A 20,522-nucleotide genomic window follows, 5' to 3' on the forward strand; every position below is an offset into this window, starting at 1 on the left:
CACCCGCGGGAGGGCCGTCGCCCGCGCGGGCCAGGAACTGCTCCGCGCCCCGGCCGTGCGGGGCGGCGCCGCCGAGGACGCTCGGGGAGGGCCTCCCGTCCGGCGACTCTCGGGGATTCGGGAGCCCGACCGAGAGACATCGGGGCAATCGGTCGAGCCGGGCAGAACGGCCGTCCCGCGACCTGACGCGCCATCGGCCGGGGAGGCCCCCGATGGATTCCGTCCTAGGCTTGGCCTAGTGTGTTCGCAGCGAGAGAGGCGGTCCTCAATGAATCCCAGCGCGTCCGACGCGCCCCTCCTCCCGGTCATCCTCGGAGGGGACTTCGGGGTCTACGGCATCGGGAGGTCCTTCAACGAGGCATTCGGCTGCCGCTGCCTGTGCGTGGCCAACGCGCCGACCGAGGCGATCACCGGATCCGAATTCTTCGACGTGCGCACGATCCGCGCAGGCATCGACGACGCGGGCCTCCTGGCCGAACTGCGGGCCATCGCCGCCTCCCACCCCGACCGCAGCCTCGTCCTCATGGCGAACCACGACCTCCACTCCTCCTTCATCGCCCGCAACGCCGAGGCCCTGGGGCACGATTACGCCCTGCCCTTCCCCTCCCTCGACGTCATCGAGCGCCTGACGGACAAGGCCGCCTTCGACCGAGCCTGCCGCGAGCGTGGGATCGACACCCCCGGAACCGTCGTCGTCGATTTCTCCGGGGCTTCCGACGACTCGTGGCGCGCCCCCGAGATCCCCTTCGACTTCCCCGTCGTCGCCAAGGCGGCGCGCGGCGACGCCTACGACCGCTTGGAGTTCGAGGGCAAGCGCAAAATCTGGTTCATCGAGGACGCCGACGACCTCGAGCGCCTGTGGGACGCCCTGAGGGGCGCAGGGTTCCGCGACGCCTTCCTCGTCCAGGAGCTGATCCCCGGCGACAACACGGCGATGCGCTCGATCACCGCGTACGTCGACTCCCGCGGCCAGGTGGCCCTCATCGGCTCGGCACGCGTCCTCCTCGAGGATCACGCGCCCACGATGATCGGCAACCCCGTCGCCATGATCACCGAGCCCTTCCCGGAGCTGTGGGAGCAGGCCACGCGCCTCCTCGTCGAATCCGGCTACCGGGGATTCGCCAACTTCGACGTCAAGATCGACCCCCGCGACGGACGGGCCGTCTTCTTCGAGGTCAACCCCCGCATCGGCCGGAACAACTGGTACATGACCGCCGCCGGGGCGAACCCCATGACGGTCATGGTCTCCGACCTCGTTCTCGGCGAACGGGTCGCACCCGTCCAGGCGCGCGACGAGGCCCTGTACTCGATGGTCCCCGACCGCCTCCTCATGCGCTACCTGCGCGACGACTCCCTGCGCGAGCGCGTGCGCCGCCTGATCCGCTCGGGCAGGCGCGTCGACCCCCTGCTCAACCCGGTCGAGCGCAACCCGCGCCGAGCCGTCATCGTCCTCCTCCAGAAACTCAACCACTACCGCAAGTTCCGGCGCTTCTACCCCGAGGCGACGGATCGATCCTTCTGAAAGGCCGCCCACCCCATGACGACGACCACCAGACTCGAACCGATCGACGCCCAGCAGATGCGGGCCGCCGCATCGGGCGCCTCCGGGCTGCCCGTCGAGCAGTCCGAGGCCTGGGAGCGTTTCGAGATCTCCCAGGGCCGCGGCTGCTGGGGGCGCTTCGCGTGGTTCGAGGGGTCCAAGCGCGTCGCCGTCATCGCCCTCTACGAGTACCGGGTGCGCAACTGGCGCTACCTGTGGGCCAAATGGGGGCCGGTGTGGATCAAGGAGGCGACGCCCGAGCGCGAGGCCGCGCTGAGAGCCGACCTGGCCGCCCACGCGCGAGCCACCGACCCGGGCCTGACCTTCATCCGGCTCCACGCCACCTATTCCGCCCCGGACCTGCGCCCCCTCCTCCAGACGATGACCTTCGACCGGACCATCGTCGTCGACACCTCCTCCGGCACCGAGGAGGGGATCCTCGACTCGATGCCGACCGACGGCAAGCGCTCGATCCGGCGCGCCCTCAAGCGAGCGGACGAGGAGTCCCTGACCCTCACCGAGGACACGGGGGTCGACGAGGCCGGCTTCGCCGAGCACTACGCGGTCCTCGTCGAGACCGCCGAGCGCGACGGATTCAGGCCCCACCCGGCCTCGACGTACCTCTCGATGCTCGACACCCTCGGGCCCGAGCACGCCCGACTCTTCTCCATGCGAGACGCGCAGGGCCGCGTCCTGTGCTGGGACATCGTCCTCGTCAACGACCGCCGGGCCCAGGCCGAATACGGCGCCTCGACCGACGCGGCCCGTCGGCTCGGCGCCCCCCCGCTCCTGGACTACAGGGTCGCCGCGATCCTCGGGGCCGAGGGCGTGCGCGGCTTCGACCTCATGGGCATCCACTCGCCGCGAGTCCCCGAGCTGTTCGGCGTCGGCAAGTACAAGAGCGCCTTCGCGGCCCGCTACACCGACGTCCCCGGGGGATGGGATATGCCTCTCAAGGAGCGCACCTACGCGATGCTCGTCTCGCTCCTGCGCCTCAAGTACCGCGCCCGCTGACCCCGAGCCCCCGTCCCGGGGCGGCGCCCCGCACCCGGGCGGGCAGCACGGGTAGCATGGGCCCGGAGACCACACGACACCGAGGAGACCACGTGCCCACCATCGAGCTCACCATCGACGGAACCCCCCAGACCATCGAGGTCGGCACGACCGGCACGACGTGGTACGCGCAGCGCAGGGACGTCGTCGCCGTCAGCGTCGACGGCCAGCCTCGCGACCTCGACACGGCGCTGACCGCGGGGACGAGCGTCGAGGCGATCACCCTCGAGTCCGAGGAGGGCCTGCAGATCCTGCGCCACAGCGCCACCCATGTCCTCGCCCAGGCAGTCCAGGACGTCTTCCCCGACGTCAATCTCGGCATCGGCCCGTTCATCACCGACGGCTTCTACTACGACTTCGGCAACATCGACGCTGTGACCCCCGATCTGCTGCGCGACCTCGAGAAGAGGATGAAGAGGATCGTCAAGGAGGGCCAGGCGTTCCGCAGGCGCGTCATCACCGAGGACGAGGCCCGCGTCGAATTGGCCGACCAGCCCTACAAGCTCGAACTCATCACCACCAAGGGCGGCGGCGCCGAGGGAGCCTCCGTCGAGGTCGGCGGCGCCGAGCTGACGATCTACGACAACGTCCGCCGCGACGGCACCGTCGCCTGGAAGGACCTGTGCCGCGGCCCGCACCTGCCGTCGACGCGGCTCATCGGCAACGGGTTCGCCTTGACGAAGGCCTCGGCGGCCTACTGGAGGGGCGACCAGTCCGGCGACCACCTCCAGCGCATCTACGGGACCGCCTGGGCCTCCAAGGACGACCTCGTCGCCTACCAGGAGCGGATCAAGGAGGCCGAGCGCCGCGACCACCGCAGGCTCGGCGCCGAACTCGACCTGTTCTCCTTCCCCGAGGAGATCGGCCCGGGCCTCGTCGTCTTCCACCCCAAGGGCGGGATCCTGCGCCACGAGATCGAGTCCTACGTCATCGATCGGCATCGCCAGGCCGGATTCGACTTCGTCCACACGCCCGAGATCTCCAAGGGGGGGCTGTTCCACACCTCGGGGCACCTGCCGTACTACGCCGACACGATGTTCCCGCCGATGCTCGCCGACGAGGAGCGCGACGCCGAGGGGAACATCACCAAGGCCGGCCAGGAGTACTACCTCAAGGCCATGAACTGCCCGATGCACAACCTGATCTTCCGATCGCGCGGGCGCTCCTACCGAGAGCTGCCCCTGCGGTTCTTCGAGATGGGCCGCGACTACCGCTACGAGAAGTCCGGCGTCGTCCACGGTCTGACCCGGATGAGGGGCTTCACCCAGGACGACTCCCACACCTACTGCACCCCCGAGCAGGCCGGCGAGGAGATCCGCACCCAGATCAACTTCTTCCTCTCGATCCTCCAGGCCTTCGGCCTCGACGACTTCTACCTCGAGCTGTCGACCCGCGACGAGGACGGCAAGAAGAAGGACAAGTTCATCGGCTCCGATGAGGACTGGGACAACGCCACTCGGGCGCTGGAGGAGGCCTGCGCGGCCACCGGGCTCGACCTCGTGCCCGATCCGGGCGGCGCCGCCTTCTACGGCCCGAAGGTCTCCATCCAGGTCAAGGACGCCATCGGCCGGACGTGGCAGATGTCGACGATCCAGTACGACTTCAACCAGCCCGAGCGCTTCGACCTGGAGTACACGGCCCCCGACGGCTCCCGGCGGCGGCCCGTGATGATCCACTCGGCCAAGCTCGGCTCCGTCGAGCGGTTCATCGGGGTCCTCACCGAGCACTACGCCGGCGCCTTCCCCGCCTGGCTCGCCCCCGTTCAGGTCCGCCTGATCCCCGTGGCCGAGGCCTTCGGCGCCTATGCGGACGCGATCGCCGCGAAGCTGCGCGAACGCGGGGTCCGGGTGGAGGTCGACCACTCCGACGACCGCTTCGGCAAGAAGATCCGCAACGCCTCGAAGGACAAGATCCCCTTCACCCTCATCGCCGGCGGGGACGACATGGACGCCGAAGCGGTGTCCTTCCGCTACCGCGACGGCGTGCAGGACAACCAGGTCCCCCTCGAGCAGGCGATCGACCTGATCGTCGACCACATCCGTTCGCGGTCGAACTCGGATCGCCTGGCCCACGACCTGTCATGACCTCGGGCGACACGGCGGGAGCAGCGCTGCCCGTCGAGGACGCCCGTTCGATGGCGGGCATCCCGGACGGATTCGGGCGATTCTGGACCCCCTACCGGATGGCCTACATCCACGGGGAGGGCAAGCCGGCCGACTCCTCCGCCCGGGACTGCCCGTTCTGCGCGGCCCCCGGCAAGAGCGACGAGGAGGGGCTGATCGTCCACCGCGGCGACTCGTGCTTCGTCCTGATGAACCTGTACCCCTACAACTCCGGGCATCTCCTCGTGTGCCCGTACCGCCACGTCTCGATGTACACGGACCTGGACGCCGACGAGCGCGCCGAGTTCGGGGAACTGACGGCGACGGCGATGCGCGTCGAGCGGGCGACCGCCGGATGCCAGGGCTTCAACCTGGGGATGAACCAGGGGGAGGTCGCCGGGGCCGGCATCGCCGCCCACCTGCACCAGCACATCGTCCCCAGGTGGTTGGGCGACGCGAACTTCCTGCCGATCATCGCGCGCACGAAGGCCGTCCCCGAGCTCCTGGAGGACGCCCGCGCGCGGCTGGCGGCGGCCTGGCCGGGGGAGGACTGACGTGCTCGGCGCCCATGGACGATCGATCACCCGGGCCCTCTTCACCCCCTTGGCCCGTCTCCTGGCCCGCCGGGGAGTGACCCCCGATGCCGTGACGATCGCCGGCACGGTCGTGTCGATCGGCACGGCCGTCGTGGCCCTCCCCCTCGGGTGGGTCTGGCAGGGGGCCCTCGTCCTGGCGGTCGTCCTGTTCCTCGATTCCGTGGACGGCACCCTCGCGCGGATGACGACGGGGGGCACCCCCTTCGGGGCGTTCCTCGACTCGACCCTCGACCGCCTCTCCGACGGCGCCGTCTTCGCCTCCCTCACGGCGTTCGCGGTCTTCTCGATGAGCGAGGGGCCGGCGCGCACGGCGGCGATCATCGCCGGGCTCGTCGCCGTGGTCGGCGCCGCGACGGTGCCCTACGCCCGGGCCCGCGCCGAATCGGTGGGGGTGTCGGCGGCGGTCGGGATCGCCGAGCGCACCGACCGGCTCGTCGTGGCCCTGACGGGCGCGTTCCTCGCGGACGTGGGGCTGTCCGACTGGTTCGTGGCGGTCGGCCTGATCTGGGTGGCGTTCGCCTCCCTCGTCACCGTCGTCCAGCGGATCGCGGTGACAGCCCGGGAGCTGGGCCGATGAGCGCGCGGGCACGGGTCGGCGGGGTGCGCATCGACTCCTGCGCCGGGCCCGCGGGACGGGTGAGCCGATGAGCGGGTTAGGCGACGAGTGGCCCGTCGACGAGGACGGGTACCCCCATCGTCAAGCCGCCCGCGTCGTCCTCTTCGACGATGACGGGAGGGTTCTCCTGGCCAGGGGGCACGACCGCGACGAGCCGGATCGGCATTGGTGGTTCACCATCGGCGGCGGTATCGAGACGGGGGAGAGCCCGCGCGAGGCGGCGGTCCGCGAGATGCGCGAGGAGACGGGGATCGACCTGGATCCCGAGGAGCTCGTCGGTCCGGTGCTCCACCGCAGCGCCGAGTTCGACTTCCTCCGGGTGACGGCGCGTCAGGACGAGTGGTTCTTCATCGCCCGCGCCCGTGCGCAGGAGACGAGCGACGAGGGGTGGACGGATCTCGAGCGGGACGTCATCGACGAGCAGGCGTGGTGGGATCTCGACGAGTTGGAGGAGGCCAGCGCCGGCCAGGAGGTCTATCCGCGCCGACTGGTGGATCTCGCGCGGAGGTGGCGGCTCGGGTGGGACGGCGTCACGGAGTGGATCGAGGAGAGGCAGTCCTGAGCGGCGCGGCCGTCCGATTCATCCGGACAGGCCGAGGGGCTCGATGAGGACGTCGAGGCGCCGGACGTCGACCCGGTAGGGGACGCGCTCGCGCACCGCGGGCTTGGCGCAGAAAGCGATCCCGGTCCCGGCGGCGGACATCATCGCGATGTCGTTGGCCCCGTCCCCGATGGCGGCGGTGCGGGCCGGGTCGATGCCGTGGAGCCGGGCCCATCGGCCCAGGCGCTCGGCCTTGACGTCGGCGGTGACGATCTCGCCGACGAGGCGCCCGGTGAGGGTCCCGTCGCGGACTTCCAGGCGGTTGGCGCACCAGTGGTCGATCCCGAGCCTGCGGCACAGGGGGGCGATGACCTCCTCGAAGCCCCCGGAGACGACCCCGAAGACGCCGCCGGCGCGGTGGACGGCACCGATGAGGTCGGGCGCCCCGGGGGTGACGTCGAGGGAATCGAGGACTGCGGCGAAGGCGGACCGGGGGACGCCGGCGAGGGCGGCGACCCTGGCCCGCAGGGAGGCGGCGAAGTCGAGCTCGCCGTTCATCGCGCGTTCGGTGATGCGGGCGACGTCGTCGCCGACGCCGGCGAACGCGGCGAGCTCGTCGATGACCTCCTGGGCGATGAGCGTCGAGTCGACGTCGGTGACGACGAGGAGGGGGCGCTCGGCGGAGGTCAGGCGGGGGACGAGGACGGCGCCGGCACGGGGAGCTCCGGCGCTCACCTGGTGACGACCGAGCCCTTGGGGACGATCGTGATCCCCGAGTCGGTGACGGTGAAGCCCCGTTCGAGGTCGCGGTCGCGGTCCAGCCCGATCGAGGCGCCCTCGTGGACCTCGACGTGCTTGTCGAGGATCGCCTTGGAGACGACCGCGTGACGGCCGATGCGCGACCCGTGGAGGAGCACCGAGTCCGTGACCTGCGCCCACGAGTGGATGTAGGTGTTGGGGGAGACGATCGAGTGGTAGACCTCTCCGCCGGAGATGATGACGCCGGGGGAGACGAAGGAGTCGACGGCGTGGCCCATGCGCGAGCGCTCCGCCCCGTAGACGAATTTCGCCGGCGGCAGGGCGCCGTCGATCATCGTCATCGTCGGCCACGCCCGGTTGTAGAGGTTGAACACGGGGTGGACGCTGATGAGGTCCATGTTCGCCTCGTAGTAGGCGTCGAGGGTTCCGACGTCGCGCCAGTAGTCGCGATCGCGGTCGGTCGAGCCGGGGACGTCGTTGTCCTTGAAGTCGTAGACGCCGCATTCGCCGCGCTCGACGAACCAGGGGATGATATCGCCGCCCATGTCGTGCTTCGAGGAGTCGTCGGCGCCGTCGACGCGCAGGGCGTTGACGAGGGCGTCGGTGGTGAAGACGTAGTTGCCCATCGAGGCGAGGACCTTCGTCGGGTCGTCGGCCAGTCCCTCGGCGTGGGCGGGCTTCTCGTGGAAGTGCTTGACGTGCCCGTCGACCGCGTCGATGACGCCCAGGGCGGGGGCGAGCTCGATCGGCTGGCGGATGCCGGCGACGGTGGCGGGCAGGCCGGAGTCGATGTGGTGCTGGACCATCTGGGAGAAGTCCATGCGGTAGATGTTGTCGGCGCCGATGATGACGATGTAGTCGGGGCGCTCGTCGTCGACGATGTTGAGGGACTGGTAGATCGCGTCGGCGCTGCCGAGGTACCAGTGGGGTCCGCGGCGCTGCTGGGCGGGCACGGGGGCGATGAAGTTGCCCAGGAGGGGGGAGGTATACCACGTCTTCGTCACGTGGCGGTCGAGGGAGTGGGATTTGTACTGGGTGAGGACGACGACCTTGAGGTAGCCGGAGTTGACGATGTTCGACAGAGCGAAATCGATGAGTCGGAAGTGCCCCCCGAAGGGGACCGCGGGCTTCGCGCGGTCCTGCGTCAGCGGCATGAGGCGCTTGCCCTCGCCGCCGGCCAGGACGATCGCCAGTACGTTGTTCTTCGCCATGCGCATACTTTAAGCGCCGGTGTGGCCCAGCGCACGTTCGGCTCGCCAAGTGGCGCAAGTCACATTTTTGGACGTAGGCTCTCCCTGTCCATCGGATCCCCTTCGCCCCCGGACCCGGCGGCGTCCGGCTAGGCTCGATCCCCGGACGTGTCCCGCGCCGAAAGGAAGCACATGCGCATCGACCTGCTGACCCGCGAGTACCCGCCCCACGTCTACGGGGGGGCCGGGGTCCACGTCGTCGAACTGGCCAAAGTCCTGCGCGGCCTCGTCGACGAGGTGCGCGTCCACGCCTTCGACGGGCCCCGCGAGCCCGGCGGCCCCGGCGCCGACGCAGGAGTCCTCGGGCACCGCGACCTCCCCGAGCTCGAAGCCGCCAACCCCGCCCTGCGCACCTTCGGCGTCGACCTCCTCATCGCCGAGGCCGCGGCCGGCGCCGACCTCGTCCACTCCCACACGTGGTACGCGAACTTCGCCGGGCACCTCGCCTCGCTCCTGCACGACGTCCCCCACGTCGTCTCCGCCCACTCCCTCGAGCCCCTGCGCCCCTGGAAGGCCGAGCAGCTCGGCGGGGGGTATCGGCTCTCCTCCTACGTCGAGAAGGCCTCCTACGAGGCCGCGGCGGCGATCATCGCCGTGTCCAACGGGATGCGCGACGACATCCTGCGCTGCTACCCGGGCATCGACCCGGACCGCGTCCACGTCATCCACAACGGTATCGATCTCGACGCGTGGAAGGCCCCCGCGACCGACGACGAGAGGGCCCTGCAGGCCGCCGTCCTCGACGAGCACGGGATCGACCCGGATCGGCGCACCGTCGTCTTCGTCGGGCGCATCACCCGGCAGAAAGGACTGCCCCACTTCCTGCGCGCCGCCCGCCGCCTGCCCGACGACGTCCAGATCGTCCTATGCGCCGGCGCCCCCGATACCCCCGAGATCGCCGCCGAGGTCGACGCCCTCGTCGCCGACCTGCGCGCCCAGCGATCCGGAGTCGTCCTCATCACCGAGATGCTCCCCAGGCCCCACCTGACCGCCGTCCTCGACGCCGCCGACGTCTTCATCACCCCCTCCGTCTACGAGCCCCTCGGCATCGTCAACCTCGAGGCCATGGCCCTGGGCCTGCCCGTCGTCGGCACCGCCACAGGCGGCATCCCCGACGTCATCGTCGACGGCCAGACCGGCCTGCTCATCCCCATCGAGCAGGAATCCGACGGCACCGGAACCCCCCTGGACCCCTCCCGATTCGAGGCCGACATGGCCGATCGCCTCATCGCCGTCCTCGACGACCCCGAGGGCGCCCGGCGCATGGGGCAAGCGGGTCTGGAGCGGGCCAGGGACCTCTTCTCCTGGCAGTCCATCGGGGAGCGGACCGTCGACCTGTACCGCGCCCTCGTGTGAGCCCCTCCCCACGGCCGCCCCGGCGGCGATAGGCTGGGACCCATGACCCATGTCCTCGAACTCGACCGGGCAGTCGTGTCCCGCAACTCCACGACGATCCTCGACAGCGCCTCCTGGGCGACCGACAACGACCAGCACTGGGCGATCCTCGGGCCCAACGGCGCCGGCAAGACCACCCTCCTGCGCGCCGCCGTCGGACGCGAGCCCCTCGACTCCGGCACGGCCTCGTTCGCCGGCGCCCCCGTCACCGACATCGACCCCGCCGAGCTCGCCACCCGCATCGGCTTCGCGTCGTCCTCCCTGGCCCCCCGGGTCCGCCCGCGCACCCTCGTCGGGGAGCTCGTCCGAACCGCCGCCTGGGGAGTCCACGTCGGACGCGGCCTCGACTACGAGGACGTCGACGACGAGCGCGCCGCCGACCTCATGGCGGCCTTCGGCGTCTCCCCGCTCGCCGACCGCACGTTCTCCAGCCTGTCCCAGGGGGAGGCCCAGCGCGTCCTCCTCGCCCGCTCGCTGATGACCGACCCCGAGGTGCTCGTCCTCGACGAGCCCACCGCCGGCCTCGACCTGGGCGCCCGCGAGATGCTCGTCGCCGCCCTGACCGAGATCATCTCCGGCCCCGCGGCCCCCCAGATCGTCCTCGTCACCCACCAGGTCGAGGAGATCCCCGAGGGCATCACCCACGCCGCGCTGATGAGCGGCGGGAGGATCGTCGCCGCCGGCCCCATCGAGGAGACCCTCACCGGCGTCGCCCTCTCCCACGCCTTCGCCCTGCCGCTGACCGCCGGGCGCTCCGACGGCCGCTGGTGGGCCCGCGGCATCTGACCGATCACACGCAGGAGAAGGAGAACCCATGTCCATCGGCTGGTGGCTCGCCATCGCCCTCGTGCTCGTCATCATCGAGGTCCTCACCGTCGACCTCGTCTTCCTCATGCTCGCCATCGGCACGCTCGCGGCCGCCCTCGCCGGCTACCTCGGCGGAGGATTCGCCGTCCAGGTCGCCGCCCTCGCCGTCGTCTCGACCGCCCTCCTCTTCCTCGTCCGGCCCGCGATCAAACGCCACCTGACCGCGGGCGGCGTCGAGACCAACGCCCTCGGGCTCGTCGGCGAGACCGGGACGCTCACCCGTCCGATCGGACAGGCCCCCGGACTCGTGCGCCTGCCCGGCGGCGAATGGACCGCCCGCACCCCCGACGACGCCCCTCTCGCGCAGGGAACGACCGTGCGCGTCGTCGCCATCGACGGGGCCACCGCCCTCGTCGTCCACGAACCGACCGACTGACCCCCGACCGAAAGCAGGCCCACATGCTCCTGACCGAACTCGCCGCCGGCGTCGGAGGATTCGTCCTCCTCCTCATCGTCGCCCTCGTCGTCATCGTCCTGGCGCGCGCCGTCCAGATCGTCCCCCAGTCGCGTGCCCTCGTCATCGAGCGCCTCGGGAAGTTCCACTCGGTGATGTACGGAGGCTTCCACGTCGTCATCCCCTTCATCGACAGGATCGCCAACCGCGTCGACCTGCGCGAGCAGGTGACGAGCTTCCCCCCGCAGCCCGTCATCACCGCCGACAACGTCGTCGTCTCCATCGACTCGGTGATCTACTACCAGGTCACCGACCCCATGCACGCGACCTACGAGATCGCCAACTACATCCAGGCCATCGAGCAGCTCACCGTCACCACCCTGCGCAACGTCATCGGCTCCCTCGACCTGGAGGCGACCCTGACGAGCCGCGACTCGATCAACTCCCAACTGCGCGGCGTCCTCGACGAGGCCACCGGGCGCTGGGGGATCCGCGTCAACCGCGTCGAGCTCAAGGCCATCGACCCGCCGCCGTCGATCCAGCAGGCCATGGAGCAGCAGCTGCGCGCCGAGCGGGACAAGCGGGCCGCGATCCTCACCGCGGAGGGCGTCCGCCAGTCCCAGATCCTCAAGGCCGAGGGCGAGAAGCAGGCCGCGATCCTCACCGCCGAAGGCCAATCCCAGGCGGCCATCACCCGCGCCCAGGGCGACGCCCAGGCCATCCAGACGGTCTTCGACGCCATCCACGCGGGCAACCCCACCCCCGACCTCCTGAGCTACCAGTACCTCCAGATGCTCCCGCAGATCGCCCGCGGAGAGGCGTCGAAGGTGTGGGTCGTCCCCACCGAGCTCACCGCCGCACTCGACTCGATCGCCAAGGGCTTCGCCCCCAAGGCCGACTGACACGACACCGGAGACCAGGACATGGACGCCCAGCACGACAAGGTCATGCGCGAGGTCGCCCAGCGCGACATCCGCTTCATCCGACTGTGGTTCACCGATGTCGCCGGCGTCCTCAAATCGGTCGCCATCGACCCCGGGGAGCTCGAGGCCGCATTCGACGAGGGCATCGGCTTCGACGGATCCGCCATCGAGGGCCTGACCCGCGTCCACGAGTCCGACATGCTCCTCAAGCCCGACCCCTCGACCTTCCAGCTCCTGCCCTGGAGGTCCGAGAACGAGGCCGTCGCGCGGATGTTCTGCGACGTACTGACCCCCGACGGCCGGCCGGCCCGCTCCGATCCGCGCGGCGCCCTCGAGCGGGCCGTCCAACGCGCCCACGACCTCGGGTTCACCGTCATGGTCCACCCCGAGATCGAGTTCTACCTCCTGCACCAGCCCTTCACCATCGACCACATGGTCCCCGTCGACAACGCCGGCTACTTCGACCACGTCGCCCGAGGGGACTCCAACGACTTCAGGCGCCGGGCGATCCAGATGCTCGAGGCCATGGGGATCCCCGTCGAGTTCTCCCACCACGAGGGGGGCCCCGGGCAGAACGAGATCGACCTGCGCGCCGTCGACGCGGTCGCCGCCGCCGACAACATCATGACGGCCCGGACCCTCATCGAGGAGGTCGCGCTGCGCGAGGACCTCGTCGCCACCTTCATGCCCAAACCGTTCATCGACCACCCCGGCTCGGGCATGCACACCCACATCTCCCTCTTCGAGGGGGGCGAGAACGCCTTCTACTCGGCCTCCGGCGAATACCAGCTCTCCCGCACAGGCCGGTGCTTCATCGCCGGGCTCCTCCATCACGCCTCCGAGATCTGCGCGATCACCAACCAGCACGTCAACTCGTACAAGCGCCTGTGGGGCGGGGGAGAGGCGCCCTCCTACGTGTGCTGGGGGCACAACAACCGCTCCGCCCTCGTGCGCGTCCCCCTGTACAAGCCCAACAAGCGCGCCGCCGCCCGGATCGAGTACCGGGCCCTCGATCCCTCCGCCAACCCCTATTTGGCCCTCGCCGTCCTCATCACCGCCGGCCTCGACGGCATCGAGCGCGGCCTCGACCTCATGCCCGAGGCGGAGGACAACGTCTGGGACCTCACCGATCGCGAGCGCCAGGTGCTCGGCATCGAGGCGCTGCCCGCCTCCCTGTCCTCGGCGGTCGCCGCGATGCGCGGCTCGGACCTCGTCGCCCGCGCCCTCGGGGAGGAGGTCTTCGACTACGTCCTTCGCAACAAGGAGAAGGAGTGGATCGAGTACCGCCACCAGGTGACCCCCCAGGAGATCCGCCAGTTCCTCAAGGTCAACTGATGCCCCCCGACCCCAAGCCCCTGCGAGGCGCGGGAGTCGTCGACGCGGGGAGGGCGGCCGAGCTCCTCGACGCGCTCCCCGGCCCCCGCCCGGAGTGGATCCGGGCGCTGGGCGCCTGCGCCGACCCCGACCTCGCCCTCATCCAGGCCCTCAGGCTCTCCGATGCGGCCCCCGGCGCGACCGCCGACGCGGCCTCGAACGCGGACCCGGAGCGGTTGAGGAGGCTCGTCGCCCTCCTCGGAGGCTCGCGCGCCCTCGGGGACCTCGTCATCGCCGCTCCCCGCGAGCGCCTGAACGCCGTATGGGAGGATCCCACCGACCCCCGGCCCCTCCTGCTCGCCGCCGTCGGGGCCGACCCCGGGGAACCGGATCCCATCGCGGCCCCCGGGCGCTCCGGCGACGACCTGCGGCGAGCCTACCGGCGGGCCCTGATCCCCATCGCCGTCGACGATCTGACCGCCCCCGACGTCGCCGCCCGCATGCCCGTCGTCGGGCGGCGCCTCGCCGACCTCGTCGACGCCGCGCTCGCCGCGGCCCTGGCCCTGGCCCGCCGGGACATCGACCCCGGGAGGACCGCCCGTCTCGCCGTGATCGCGATGGGCAAGACCGGGGCGCGCGAGCTCAACTACATCTCCGACGTCGACGTCGTCTACGCCGTCGAGCCGGCTCCCGGCCAGGACGAGCGGGAGGCCGTCGAGATCGGGACTCGACTGGCGGCGATGCTCACCCAGGCCTGCTCGGGGGCGGGGGCGGAGCCTCCGCTGTGGACCATCGACGCGAATCTTCGGCCCGAGGGGCGCAGCGGAGCCCTCGTGCGGACCGTCGAGTCCTACCGGTCCTACTGGGACGCGTGGGCGCAGACGTGGGAGTTCCAGGCGCTCCTCAAAGCCCGGGCGTGCGCGGGCGACGCGCGGGTGGGACGGGCCTTCGAGGAGGCCGCCGCCCCCTACGTGTGGAGCGCGGCCGGCCGCGAGGGGTTCGTCGACTCGGCGCGACGGATGCGAGCCCGCGTCGAGGAGACGATCCCCAGGCGCCAGGCGGACCGTGAGCTCAAGCTCGGACGAGGCGGGCTGCGCGACGTCGAATTCTCCGTCCAGCTCCTCCAGCTCGTCCACGGGCGGGCCGACGAGGAGCTGCGCGTGCGCTCGACGCTCGACGCGATCGATGCGCTGTCCCGCGGAGGCTACGTCGCCAGGACCGACGCCGCGGAGCTCGCCGACTGCTACCGGTTCCTGCGCGCCATCGAGCACCGCGCCCAGCTGCCGAGGATGCGGCGCACCCACCTGATCCCCTCGGACCCCGAGGAGCTGCGGATCATGGGGCGGGCGGTGGACCCGCGCAGCTGGAGCGCGCCGGGCGCCCTCGCCGACGAGATCGCCCGGGTGCGGGAGAGGGTCCGGGCCCTCCACGAGGACCTCTTCTACAGGCCGATCATCTCGGCGACCGCGGGCCTGAGCCCCGACGAGGCCCGTCTCGACGAGGACGCCGCCCGCGCCCGCCTGGCCGCCGTCGGCTACCTCGATCCGGCCGGGGCCCTCTCCCACATCCGGGCCCTGACCTCGGGCACGAGCAGGCGCGCGACGATCCAGCGCCACCTCCTGCCCGTCTTCATCTCCTGGCTCGCCGACGGCGCGGACCCCGGTCTGGGGCTCCTCAACTTCCGTGCCCTGTCGGAGCGCATCGGGGACTCCCACTGGTACCTCGCGCTCCTGAGGGACTCCGGGGTCGCCGCCCAGCGCCTGTGCCGGATGCTCCCGAACTCCAAGTGGATCGCCGACGCCCTGGCGACCCGCCCCGAGGCCGTCGCGTGGCTCGACCGCGACGACGACCTCGCGCCCGCGCCCGTCGACCGCCTGCGCGCCGAGGTGGCCTCCCTGGTCTCGCGCCACCCCGATCCCCAGGACGCCGCCGCCCGCGTGCGCGCGGTCCGCTCGCGCGAGGTCGCCCGCCAGGCGATGGCCGACATCCTCGACGGATTGCGCGCCGGGCGCCGGGCGATATCTGAGGCGACCGACGCCGCCCTCGAGGGGGCGCTCGCCATCGCCGAGCGCGAGGACGCGCGGGCGCACGGGGGGGCCAGGGCCGAGGTGGCCCTGGTGGCCATGGGCCGCTACGGGGGCCGCGAGTCCTCCTACGCCTCCGACGCCGACGTCATCGCCGTCCATCGGCCCGTCGCCGGCGCCCGCGAGGACGAGGCACTCGAATCGGCGACCGCGATCGTCACCCGCGTTAAGGCCCTCCTCGGGGAGGTGACGAATCAGATGAGCGTCCTCGTCGACCTCGGCCTGCGCCCCGAGGGGCGCAACGGGGCGATGAGCCGCACCTGCGCGTCCTACGCCGACTACTACGGGAAATGGGCGTCGACGTGGGAGCGACAGGCGCTCGTCCGCGCCCGCCGGGCGTGCGGCCCCGACGACCTCCTCGACTCCTTCTTCGCCGTCGTCGAGGGGCACTGCTACGGATCCGCGCTCGACGAGCCGTCGGCCCGCCAGATCCGCCTCCTCAAGGCCCGGATGGAGTCCGAGCGCCTTCCTCGCGGCATCGAGCCGAGCCGTCATGTCAAACTCGGTCCCGGGGGGCTCAGCGACGTCGAGTGGGTCGTCCAGCTCCTCCAGCTGCGCCACGGCCACGACCTGCCCGAGCTGCGCACCCCGTCGACGCTGGGGGCGCTGAGCGCGCTGGAGGCCGCCGGTCTCGTCGCCGGCGCGGACGCCGCGGCGCTGCGCGAGGCGTGGGAGCTGGCCTCGCGGATCCGCGCGGGCAACGTCCTGACGAGCGGCCGGACCTCGGGGCCGCGACTCGACGTCCTCGCGCGCGAGGCGAAGGACCTCGTCCCGCTGGCCCGGATGCTCGGCTACCCCGCGGGCCGGGAGAATATCCTCGAAGAGGAGTGGCTGCGCGCCGCTCGACGCTCGCGGGCCGTGATGGACCGCCTGTTCTGGGAGTGAACCCGTATGCTCATCGTCCTCGTCCGCCACGGGCGGACCTACGCGAACGCGCTCATGGCGCTCGATACGGCCCGACCCGGGCTCCCGCTGACCGAGGAGGGACTGGCCCAGGCCTCGCGACTGGCTGAACGGTGGGAGTCGGAGGTGGCCCCGGCCCCGTCGGTCGTCGCGGTCTCCCCGTTGACGCGCACGCGGCAGACGGCGGCGCCCCTGTGCGCGCGCTTCGGCGTGGAGCCGATGATCCGGCCGGGGCTGCGCGAGCTGCGCAGCGGCGACCTGGAGATGAACGACGACCTGCTCTCCGATCTGGGGTACCACACGACCGTGGGGACCTGGTCCTGCGGCGGGACGGGGACCCGGATGGGGGGCGGGGAAACGGGGGACGAGGCGCGGGCTCGGGCCCTGCCGGTCGTCCGCGAGGTCGGGCGGCTCGTGCGCGAGCGGGCGGGGGAGGAGGGCGTGGGGGCGCTCATCGCCCACGGGGCGTTGATCCGGCTCCTGGCGTCGACGCTGGCCGACAACATCGACGGCGGCCTCGTCATGCGCCATTTCATGGGCAACACGGGCACGGTCGTCCTGCGATGGCCCCGCGGGCTCGACCCCGAGGGGCTGGAGGGGCTGGTGGGGGCCCTGCACGCGCTGACGTGGAATGATCGGCCCGTCGGGGACTGGACCTAATGGTAACGGTGATAAATTAAGCAAAAGCGCTTCATCTAGTATTGTTTAAGTGAAACAGCTTAATCTAAGCGAATGGTCGCCGGGCCACTCGCAGAGGGGAGGACGGATGATCGTCGTGACGATCGACCAAGAGAACTCGCGCCATCGGGGAGACCGCGTGGACGATCTCCTCGCGGCCTTCCGCTCCGACGGGCCCGACCCGGTCCTCGAACGGACCGCCGGCGACGAGGCCCAGGGGGCCTTCGAGGAGCCCGCTGCGGCTCTGAGCGTCGTCCTGTGGGCCCTGCGCGACGGCGGCTGGCATATCGGCATCGGAGCGGGCGCGGGACGGCTGTCCCCCGATCGCAGTCCGCGCGCGGGGACGGGCCCGGCCTTCATCCGCGCGCGCGAGGCCGTCGAGGCCTCGAAAAAGGCCCCGATCTCGATCGCCGTGCGCTCCGAGGAGCGAGAGGAGCGGGCGGGCCTGCTCGAAGGACTCCTGCGCCTCTACGGCGTCCTCTCCCAGCGTCGGACGGCCCGGCAATGGGAGATCATCGACGCCTACGCGAAGTCGCACAGCGCCAGTGAGGCCGCGTCGGTCCTCGGGATCAGCGACCCGGCCGTCTCGCAGTCGCTGCGCTCGTCGGCGTGGCGGGAGGAGTCGGCGACCCACCCCCTCGCCGTCGAACTGCTCGGGGAGATCTCGCGATGACCCCGATCGGAATCGCCGTCAGCGTCGCCGGGGCGCTGCTGTCCATCGGACTCGGATGGCTCGTCACCCTCCTCGTCCTCAGGATCGCCAAAGTCGTCGACTCCGCCCCCGACACTGTCGGCGCCGCCGACGGGAGGGCGAGGCTCCTGAGAGGGCCGACCGCGTCGTCGCACGTCCTGCGCGGCGGGACCTGGATCGGCATCCTCGAGCGCCTCGCCGTGTACACGGCGATCCTATCGGGCCAACCGATGCTGATCTCCGCGGTGATCGCCGTCAAGGGCCTGGGCCGCTACCCCGAGCTCAGGGAGAACCCCGCGGCCGCCGAGCGCTTCCTCATCGGCACCGGGGCCTCGATCCTCACCGCGGTCCTCGTGGCGATCGGCGCCGCTGGGGCCCTCGACGCCCTCGCCTGATCAGCCGTCGGCCCCGTCCTGCGTCCGCAGATCCTCGATGGGGACGAATTCGTAGGGGAACGACCGGTACCGCATGTAATCGGCGAGGAAATCCACGTGCTCGGGGCAGGCGAGCCACGTCTTCGTCCGATGCCGCGGGATCGACGGGTTGCGCCAGCGGATCGCCGTCGTCGCCCCCTCCCGGCACCCGCGCGCCGAGCACGTCAGGTCCCGCGGTCCGTGAGTCAGTGCCATCAACGCCTCCTCGTCGGCTGACACTGTACCCTGGTCGGCATGGCGCGCCGCACGCTGATCCTCGTCCGCCACGGGCACGCGAGTCCCGGCGCCGTCGACGCCGACCGCCCGCTCGACCGGCGCGGCCAGGGCGAGGCCCGCGCCCTGGGCCTCGCCCTGGCGGCTCTCGTCCCTGCCGTCGACCAGTGCGCCTCCTCCGACGCCCGCCGGACCCGGCAGACCGCCGCCGCGATCCTCGATCGCGTATCGGCCGCCGTGTCGTGGGCCGACCGGTCCCTCTACCTGTGCGCCGCCGCCGACCTCATCGACCTCGCGCGGGGATTCGAGGGGGAGACGGGGATCATCGTCGGGCACGAGCCGTCCTTGTCGCTCGCGGTCCTCGACCTGTGCGGGCCCGATGCTGGCCCCGTCGTCGACGCGGGAGTGGCGACCGGCACCGCGGTCGTCATGACGTTCGACGGGCGGTGGGAGGACCTGCGGCCCGGATGCGCGCGGGCGGCGCGGCGGATCGACCCCGCCGAGGCGCCGCGCTGACCGGATCGGCCCGGACGGGACCCGTGAGGACACGCCGCCGGGCCCGTCCCCGATTCGGGCGCTGCGGCGGCGGGCGGGTACGCTGACGACGTATGTCGAACCATCCCAAGGGGGAGCACTGATGTCGGGACACTCCAAGTGGGCGACCACCAAGCACAAGAAGGCGGCGATCGACGCCAAGCGGGGCAAGCTCTTCGCCCGCCTCATCAAGAACATCGAAGTCGCGGCCCGCACGGGCGGGGGTGATCCGGCCGGCAACCCGACGCTGTACGACGCGATCCAGAAGGCCAAGAAGAACTCCGTCCCGGCCGACAACATCGACCGCGCCGTCAAGCGCGGATCCGGCGCCGAGGCCGGCGGCGCCTCCTACGAGACGATCATGTACGAGGGCTACGGGCCCGGCGGCGTGGCCCTCCTCGTCGAGTGCCTCACCGATAACAAGAACCGCGCCGCCTCCGACGTGCGCCTGGGATTCAACCGCTCCGGCGGGTCGCTCGCCGACCCGGGGTCGGTCTCCTACCTGTTCTCCCGCCGGGGGGTCGTCGAGGTCGCCGGCGGCGACGGCGTCGATGAGGACGCGATCATGGAGGCCGTCCTCGACGCCGGCGCGGAGGAGGTCACGTCGACCGGCGACGGATTCGTCATCGAGTCGGAGCCCCAGGACGTCGTCGCCGTGCGCACCGCCCTGCAGGAGGCGGGCATCGACTACGAGTCCGCCGAGGTCCAGTTCGTCGCCTCGACCGAGGTCGAGATGGACCTCGAGGGGGCCCTCAAGGTCCAGCGCCTCATCGACGCCCTCGAGGAGTCCGACGACGTCCAGAACATCTACACGAACATGTCTCTTCCCGACGAGGTCCGCGCCCAGCTCGAGGACGAGGACTGATCGACGCGGGAGGATCCCGGGCGGAGCGAAGCGCGGGCGACCGGAGGAGCCGGCGCCCGCGCGCGCGTTCCCGGGGCGACGGGCCGATGGCAGGAGGGGGCGCGGCGTGCGAGTGATGGGGATCGACCCGGGACTCACGAGGTGCGGCCTGGGAGTCGTCGACGTCGACGGGTCGCGCCGCGCCTCCCTCGTCTACGTCGGGGTCGCCCGATCCGACAAGGACCTGGCCACCCACTTCCGATTGCGGACGATCGCCGAGGCCATCGACGCCGTCATCGAGGCCCACGCCCCCGAGGTCGTCGCCATCGAACGGGTCTTCGCCCAGGACAACCTCCAGTCGGTGACGACCACCATGCAGGTCATGGGTGCGGCGATGACGTGCGTCGGCCGGGCCGGCCTGCCGATGGCGGTCCACACCCCCTCCGAGGTCAAGTCCGCGGTGTCCGGGAACGGCAACGCCGACAAGGCCCAGATCCAGGCGATGGTCACGCGCATCCTCGGGTTGTCCCGGCCCCCCAAGCCGGCCGACGCCGCCGACTCCCTGGCCGTCGCCATCTGCCACGCGTGGCGGGGGACCGGGCTGCTGGGGGCGGGGGACGACTCCCAGGTGTCGGTGTCGCTCTCGGGGAGGCTGACCTCCAAAGGGGACCTGACCCCCGCTCAGCGGGCGTGGGCCGAGGCCGCCGCCGCGCAACGCCGCACGGGCGCGGTCGATCCGCGCCTGAGGCGCGGGTAGGATCGTACATGTGTTCGCCCCGGTGTGATGACGC

21 protein-coding genes are annotated in these 20,522 nt (G+C 71.4%); 18 read left to right on the forward strand and 3 right to left on the reverse strand.

Translation table 11 applies throughout. The annotated features are described in order from the left end of the window. Nucleotides 1-268: 268 nt before the first annotated feature. The 6 genes from M3T53_RS05660 (at nucleotide 269) to M3T53_RS05685 (ending at nucleotide 6,469) form a co-directional block, all read left to right on the forward strand. Nucleotides 269-1,522, forward strand: coding sequence for a carboxylate--amine ligase (locus M3T53_RS05660; RefSeq protein ID WP_272433501.1), 1,254 nt, complete (start codon nucleotides 269-271; stop codon nucleotides 1,520-1,522). A 15-nt stretch (nucleotides 1,523-1,537) separates the two neighbouring features. Next, nucleotides 1,538-2,554 (forward strand): lipid II:glycine glycyltransferase FemX, encoded by a 1,017-nt coding sequence (locus M3T53_RS05665; protein ID WP_442866928.1) that lies wholly within the window; start codon nucleotides 1,538-1,540, stop codon nucleotides 2,552-2,554. A gap of 92 nt (nucleotides 2,555-2,646) precedes the next feature. Continuing rightward, on the forward strand, nucleotides 2,647-4,677 hold the full coding sequence (thrS, locus tag M3T53_RS05670; RefSeq protein ID WP_272433502.1) for a threonine--tRNA ligase: 2,031 nt from the start codon (nucleotides 2,647-2,649) through the stop codon (nucleotides 4,675-4,677). Beyond that, nucleotides 4,674-5,249, forward strand: a complete 576-nt coding sequence (locus tag M3T53_RS05675) for an HIT family protein (protein WP_272433503.1) — start codon at nucleotides 4,674-4,676, stop codon at nucleotides 5,247-5,249. The genes thrS and M3T53_RS05675 overlap by 4 nt, the downstream gene beginning before the upstream one ends. 1 nt (nucleotide 5,250) lies before the next feature. Then, a complete protein-coding gene (pgsA, locus tag M3T53_RS05680) occupies nucleotides 5,251-5,868 on the forward strand; it encodes a phosphatidylinositol phosphate synthase (protein WP_272433504.1) in 618 nt (205 codons plus the stop codon). Nucleotides 5,869-5,935: 67 nt separating this feature from the next. Beyond that, nucleotides 5,936-6,469: an NUDIX hydrolase gene (locus M3T53_RS05685; RefSeq protein WP_272433505.1), complete on the forward strand. Its 534-nt coding sequence runs from the start codon at nucleotides 5,936-5,938 to the stop codon at nucleotides 6,467-6,469. 18 nt (nucleotides 6,470-6,487) lie between these two features. On the opposite strand, the gene serB is transcribed toward M3T53_RS05685, so the two are convergent. Continuing rightward, on the reverse strand, nucleotides 6,488-7,183 hold the full coding sequence (gene serB / locus M3T53_RS05690) for a phosphoserine phosphatase SerB (protein WP_442866929.1): 696 nt from the start codon (nucleotides 7,181-7,183) through the stop codon (nucleotides 6,488-6,490). Further along, a complete protein-coding gene (locus tag M3T53_RS05695) occupies nucleotides 7,180-8,418 on the reverse strand; it encodes a glucose-1-phosphate adenylyltransferase (protein WP_272433506.1) in 1,239 nt (412 codons plus the stop codon). Before M3T53_RS05695 ends, serB begins: the two co-directional genes overlap by 4 nt. Before the next feature lie 171 nt (nucleotides 8,419-8,589). Between M3T53_RS05695 and glgA the strand changes: the two genes are divergently transcribed. The 9 genes from glgA to M3T53_RS05740 all read left to right on the forward strand — a co-directional run bounded on the left by glgA (nucleotide 8,590) and on the right by M3T53_RS05740 (nucleotide 18,101). Continuing rightward, entirely contained in the window at nucleotides 8,590-9,813 is a 1,224-nt protein-coding gene (gene glgA / locus M3T53_RS05700) for a glycogen synthase (RefSeq protein WP_272433507.1), read from the forward strand. 42 nt (nucleotides 9,814-9,855) lie between these two features. Beyond that, nucleotides 9,856-10,638, forward strand: coding sequence for an ABC transporter ATP-binding protein (locus M3T53_RS05705; RefSeq protein ID WP_272433508.1), 783 nt, complete (start codon nucleotides 9,856-9,858; stop codon nucleotides 10,636-10,638). 28 nt (nucleotides 10,639-10,666) lie between these two features. Continuing rightward, nucleotides 10,667-11,095: an NfeD family protein gene (locus M3T53_RS05710; RefSeq protein WP_272433509.1), complete on the forward strand. Its 429-nt coding sequence runs from the start codon at nucleotides 10,667-10,669 to the stop codon at nucleotides 11,093-11,095. A gap of 23 nt (nucleotides 11,096-11,118) precedes the next feature. Continuing rightward, a complete protein-coding gene (locus M3T53_RS05715) occupies nucleotides 11,119-12,015 on the forward strand; it encodes an SPFH domain-containing protein (protein WP_272433510.1) in 897 nt (298 codons plus the stop codon). 21 nt (nucleotides 12,016-12,036) lie between these two features. After that, nucleotides 12,037-13,371, forward strand: coding sequence for a glutamine synthetase family protein (locus M3T53_RS05720; RefSeq protein WP_272433511.1), 1,335 nt, complete (start codon nucleotides 12,037-12,039; stop codon nucleotides 13,369-13,371). Next, on the forward strand, nucleotides 13,371-16,319 hold the full coding sequence (locus M3T53_RS05725; RefSeq protein ID WP_272433512.1) for a bifunctional [glutamine synthetase] adenylyltransferase/[glutamine synthetase]-adenylyl-L-tyrosine phosphorylase: 2,949 nt from the start codon (nucleotides 13,371-13,373) through the stop codon (nucleotides 16,317-16,319). Before M3T53_RS05720 ends, M3T53_RS05725 begins: the two co-directional genes overlap by 1 nt. Nucleotides 16,320-16,325: 6 nt before the next feature. Continuing rightward, a complete protein-coding gene (locus tag M3T53_RS05730) occupies nucleotides 16,326-16,997 on the forward strand; it encodes a histidine phosphatase family protein (protein WP_272433513.1) in 672 nt (223 codons plus the stop codon). Between the two features lie 115 nt (nucleotides 16,998-17,112). Beyond that, complete coding sequence (locus M3T53_RS05735) at nucleotides 17,113-17,688, forward strand: hypothetical protein (protein WP_272433514.1); 576 nt, start codon at nucleotides 17,113-17,115, stop codon at nucleotides 17,686-17,688. After that, complete coding sequence (locus M3T53_RS05740; protein WP_272433516.1) at nucleotides 17,685-18,101, forward strand: hypothetical protein; 417 nt, start codon at nucleotides 17,685-17,687, stop codon at nucleotides 18,099-18,101. Before M3T53_RS05735 ends, M3T53_RS05740 begins: the two co-directional genes overlap by 4 nt. Here the strand turns inward: M3T53_RS05740 and M3T53_RS05745 are convergent, their stop codons facing one another. Beyond that, nucleotides 18,102-18,335: a hypothetical protein gene (locus M3T53_RS05745; protein WP_272433518.1), complete on the reverse strand. Its 234-nt coding sequence runs from the start codon at nucleotides 18,333-18,335 to the stop codon at nucleotides 18,102-18,104. It abuts the gene before it with no gap. Between the two features lie 39 nt (nucleotides 18,336-18,374). Here M3T53_RS05745 and M3T53_RS05750 point away from each other — a divergent pair, with 39 nt between their 5' ends. From M3T53_RS05750 to ruvC, 3 genes are all read left to right on the forward strand, one after another. Further along, nucleotides 18,375-18,869 carry a SixA phosphatase family protein gene (locus tag M3T53_RS05750; RefSeq protein ID WP_272433519.1) on the forward strand — a complete coding sequence of 165 codons (495 nt, stop codon included), beginning with the start codon at nucleotides 18,375-18,377 and terminating at the stop codon, nucleotides 18,867-18,869. Nucleotides 18,870-18,990: 121 nt separating this feature from the next. Then, a complete protein-coding gene (locus tag M3T53_RS05755; RefSeq protein WP_272433520.1) occupies nucleotides 18,991-19,752 on the forward strand; it encodes a YebC/PmpR family DNA-binding transcriptional regulator in 762 nt (253 codons plus the stop codon). 106 nt (nucleotides 19,753-19,858) lie between these two features. Continuing rightward, nucleotides 19,859-20,488 (forward strand): crossover junction endodeoxyribonuclease RuvC, encoded by a 630-nt coding sequence (ruvC, locus tag M3T53_RS05760; protein ID WP_272433521.1) that lies wholly within the window; start codon nucleotides 19,859-19,861, stop codon nucleotides 20,486-20,488. Nucleotides 20,489-20,522: the final 34 nt, after the last annotated feature.

Source organism: Actinomyces sp. B33 (assembly GCF_028437565.1).
Classification (GTDB): domain Bacteria; phylum Actinomycetota; class Actinomycetes; order Actinomycetales; family Actinomycetaceae; genus Pauljensenia.

Coding starts and splice junctions, on each gene's coding strand:
- M3T53_RS05660 (WP_272433501.1), top strand. CDS start 269: ATGAATCCCAGCGCGTCCGACGCGCCCCTCCTCCCGGTCATCCTCGGA.
- M3T53_RS05665 (WP_442866928.1), top strand. CDS start 1,538: ATGACGACGACCACCAGACTCGAACCGATCGACGCCCAGCAGATGCGG.
- M3T53_RS05675 (WP_272433503.1), top strand. CDS start 4,674: ATGACCTCGGGCGACACGGCGGGAGCAGCGCTGCCCGTCGAGGACGCC.
- M3T53_RS05685 (WP_272433505.1), top strand. CDS start 5,936: ATGAGCGGGTTAGGCGACGAGTGGCCCGTCGACGAGGACGGGTACCCC.
- M3T53_RS05695 (WP_272433506.1), bottom strand. CDS start 8,418: ATGGCGAAGAACAACGTACTGGCGATCGTCCTGGCCGGCGGCGAGGGC.
- glgA (WP_272433507.1), top strand. CDS start 8,590: ATGCGCATCGACCTGCTGACCCGCGAGTACCCGCCCCACGTCTACGGG.
- M3T53_RS05705 (WP_272433508.1), top strand. CDS start 9,856: ATGACCCATGTCCTCGAACTCGACCGGGCAGTCGTGTCCCGCAACTCC.
- M3T53_RS05710 (WP_272433509.1), top strand. CDS start 10,667: ATGTCCATCGGCTGGTGGCTCGCCATCGCCCTCGTGCTCGTCATCATC.
- M3T53_RS05715 (WP_272433510.1), top strand. CDS start 11,119: ATGCTCCTGACCGAACTCGCCGCCGGCGTCGGAGGATTCGTCCTCCTC.
- M3T53_RS05720 (WP_272433511.1), top strand. CDS start 12,037: ATGGACGCCCAGCACGACAAGGTCATGCGCGAGGTCGCCCAGCGCGAC.
- M3T53_RS05725 (WP_272433512.1), top strand. CDS start 13,371: ATGCCCCCCGACCCCAAGCCCCTGCGAGGCGCGGGAGTCGTCGACGCG.
- M3T53_RS05730 (WP_272433513.1), top strand. CDS start 16,326: ATGCTCATCGTCCTCGTCCGCCACGGGCGGACCTACGCGAACGCGCTC.
- M3T53_RS05740 (WP_272433516.1), top strand. CDS start 17,685: ATGACCCCGATCGGAATCGCCGTCAGCGTCGCCGGGGCGCTGCTGTCC.
- M3T53_RS05745 (WP_272433518.1), bottom strand. CDS start 18,335: ATGGCACTGACTCACGGACCGCGGGACCTGACGTGCTCGGCGCGCGGG.
- M3T53_RS05750 (WP_272433519.1), top strand. CDS start 18,375: ATGGCGCGCCGCACGCTGATCCTCGTCCGCCACGGGCACGCGAGTCCC.
- M3T53_RS05755 (WP_272433520.1), top strand. CDS start 18,991: ATGTCGGGACACTCCAAGTGGGCGACCACCAAGCACAAGAAGGCGGCG.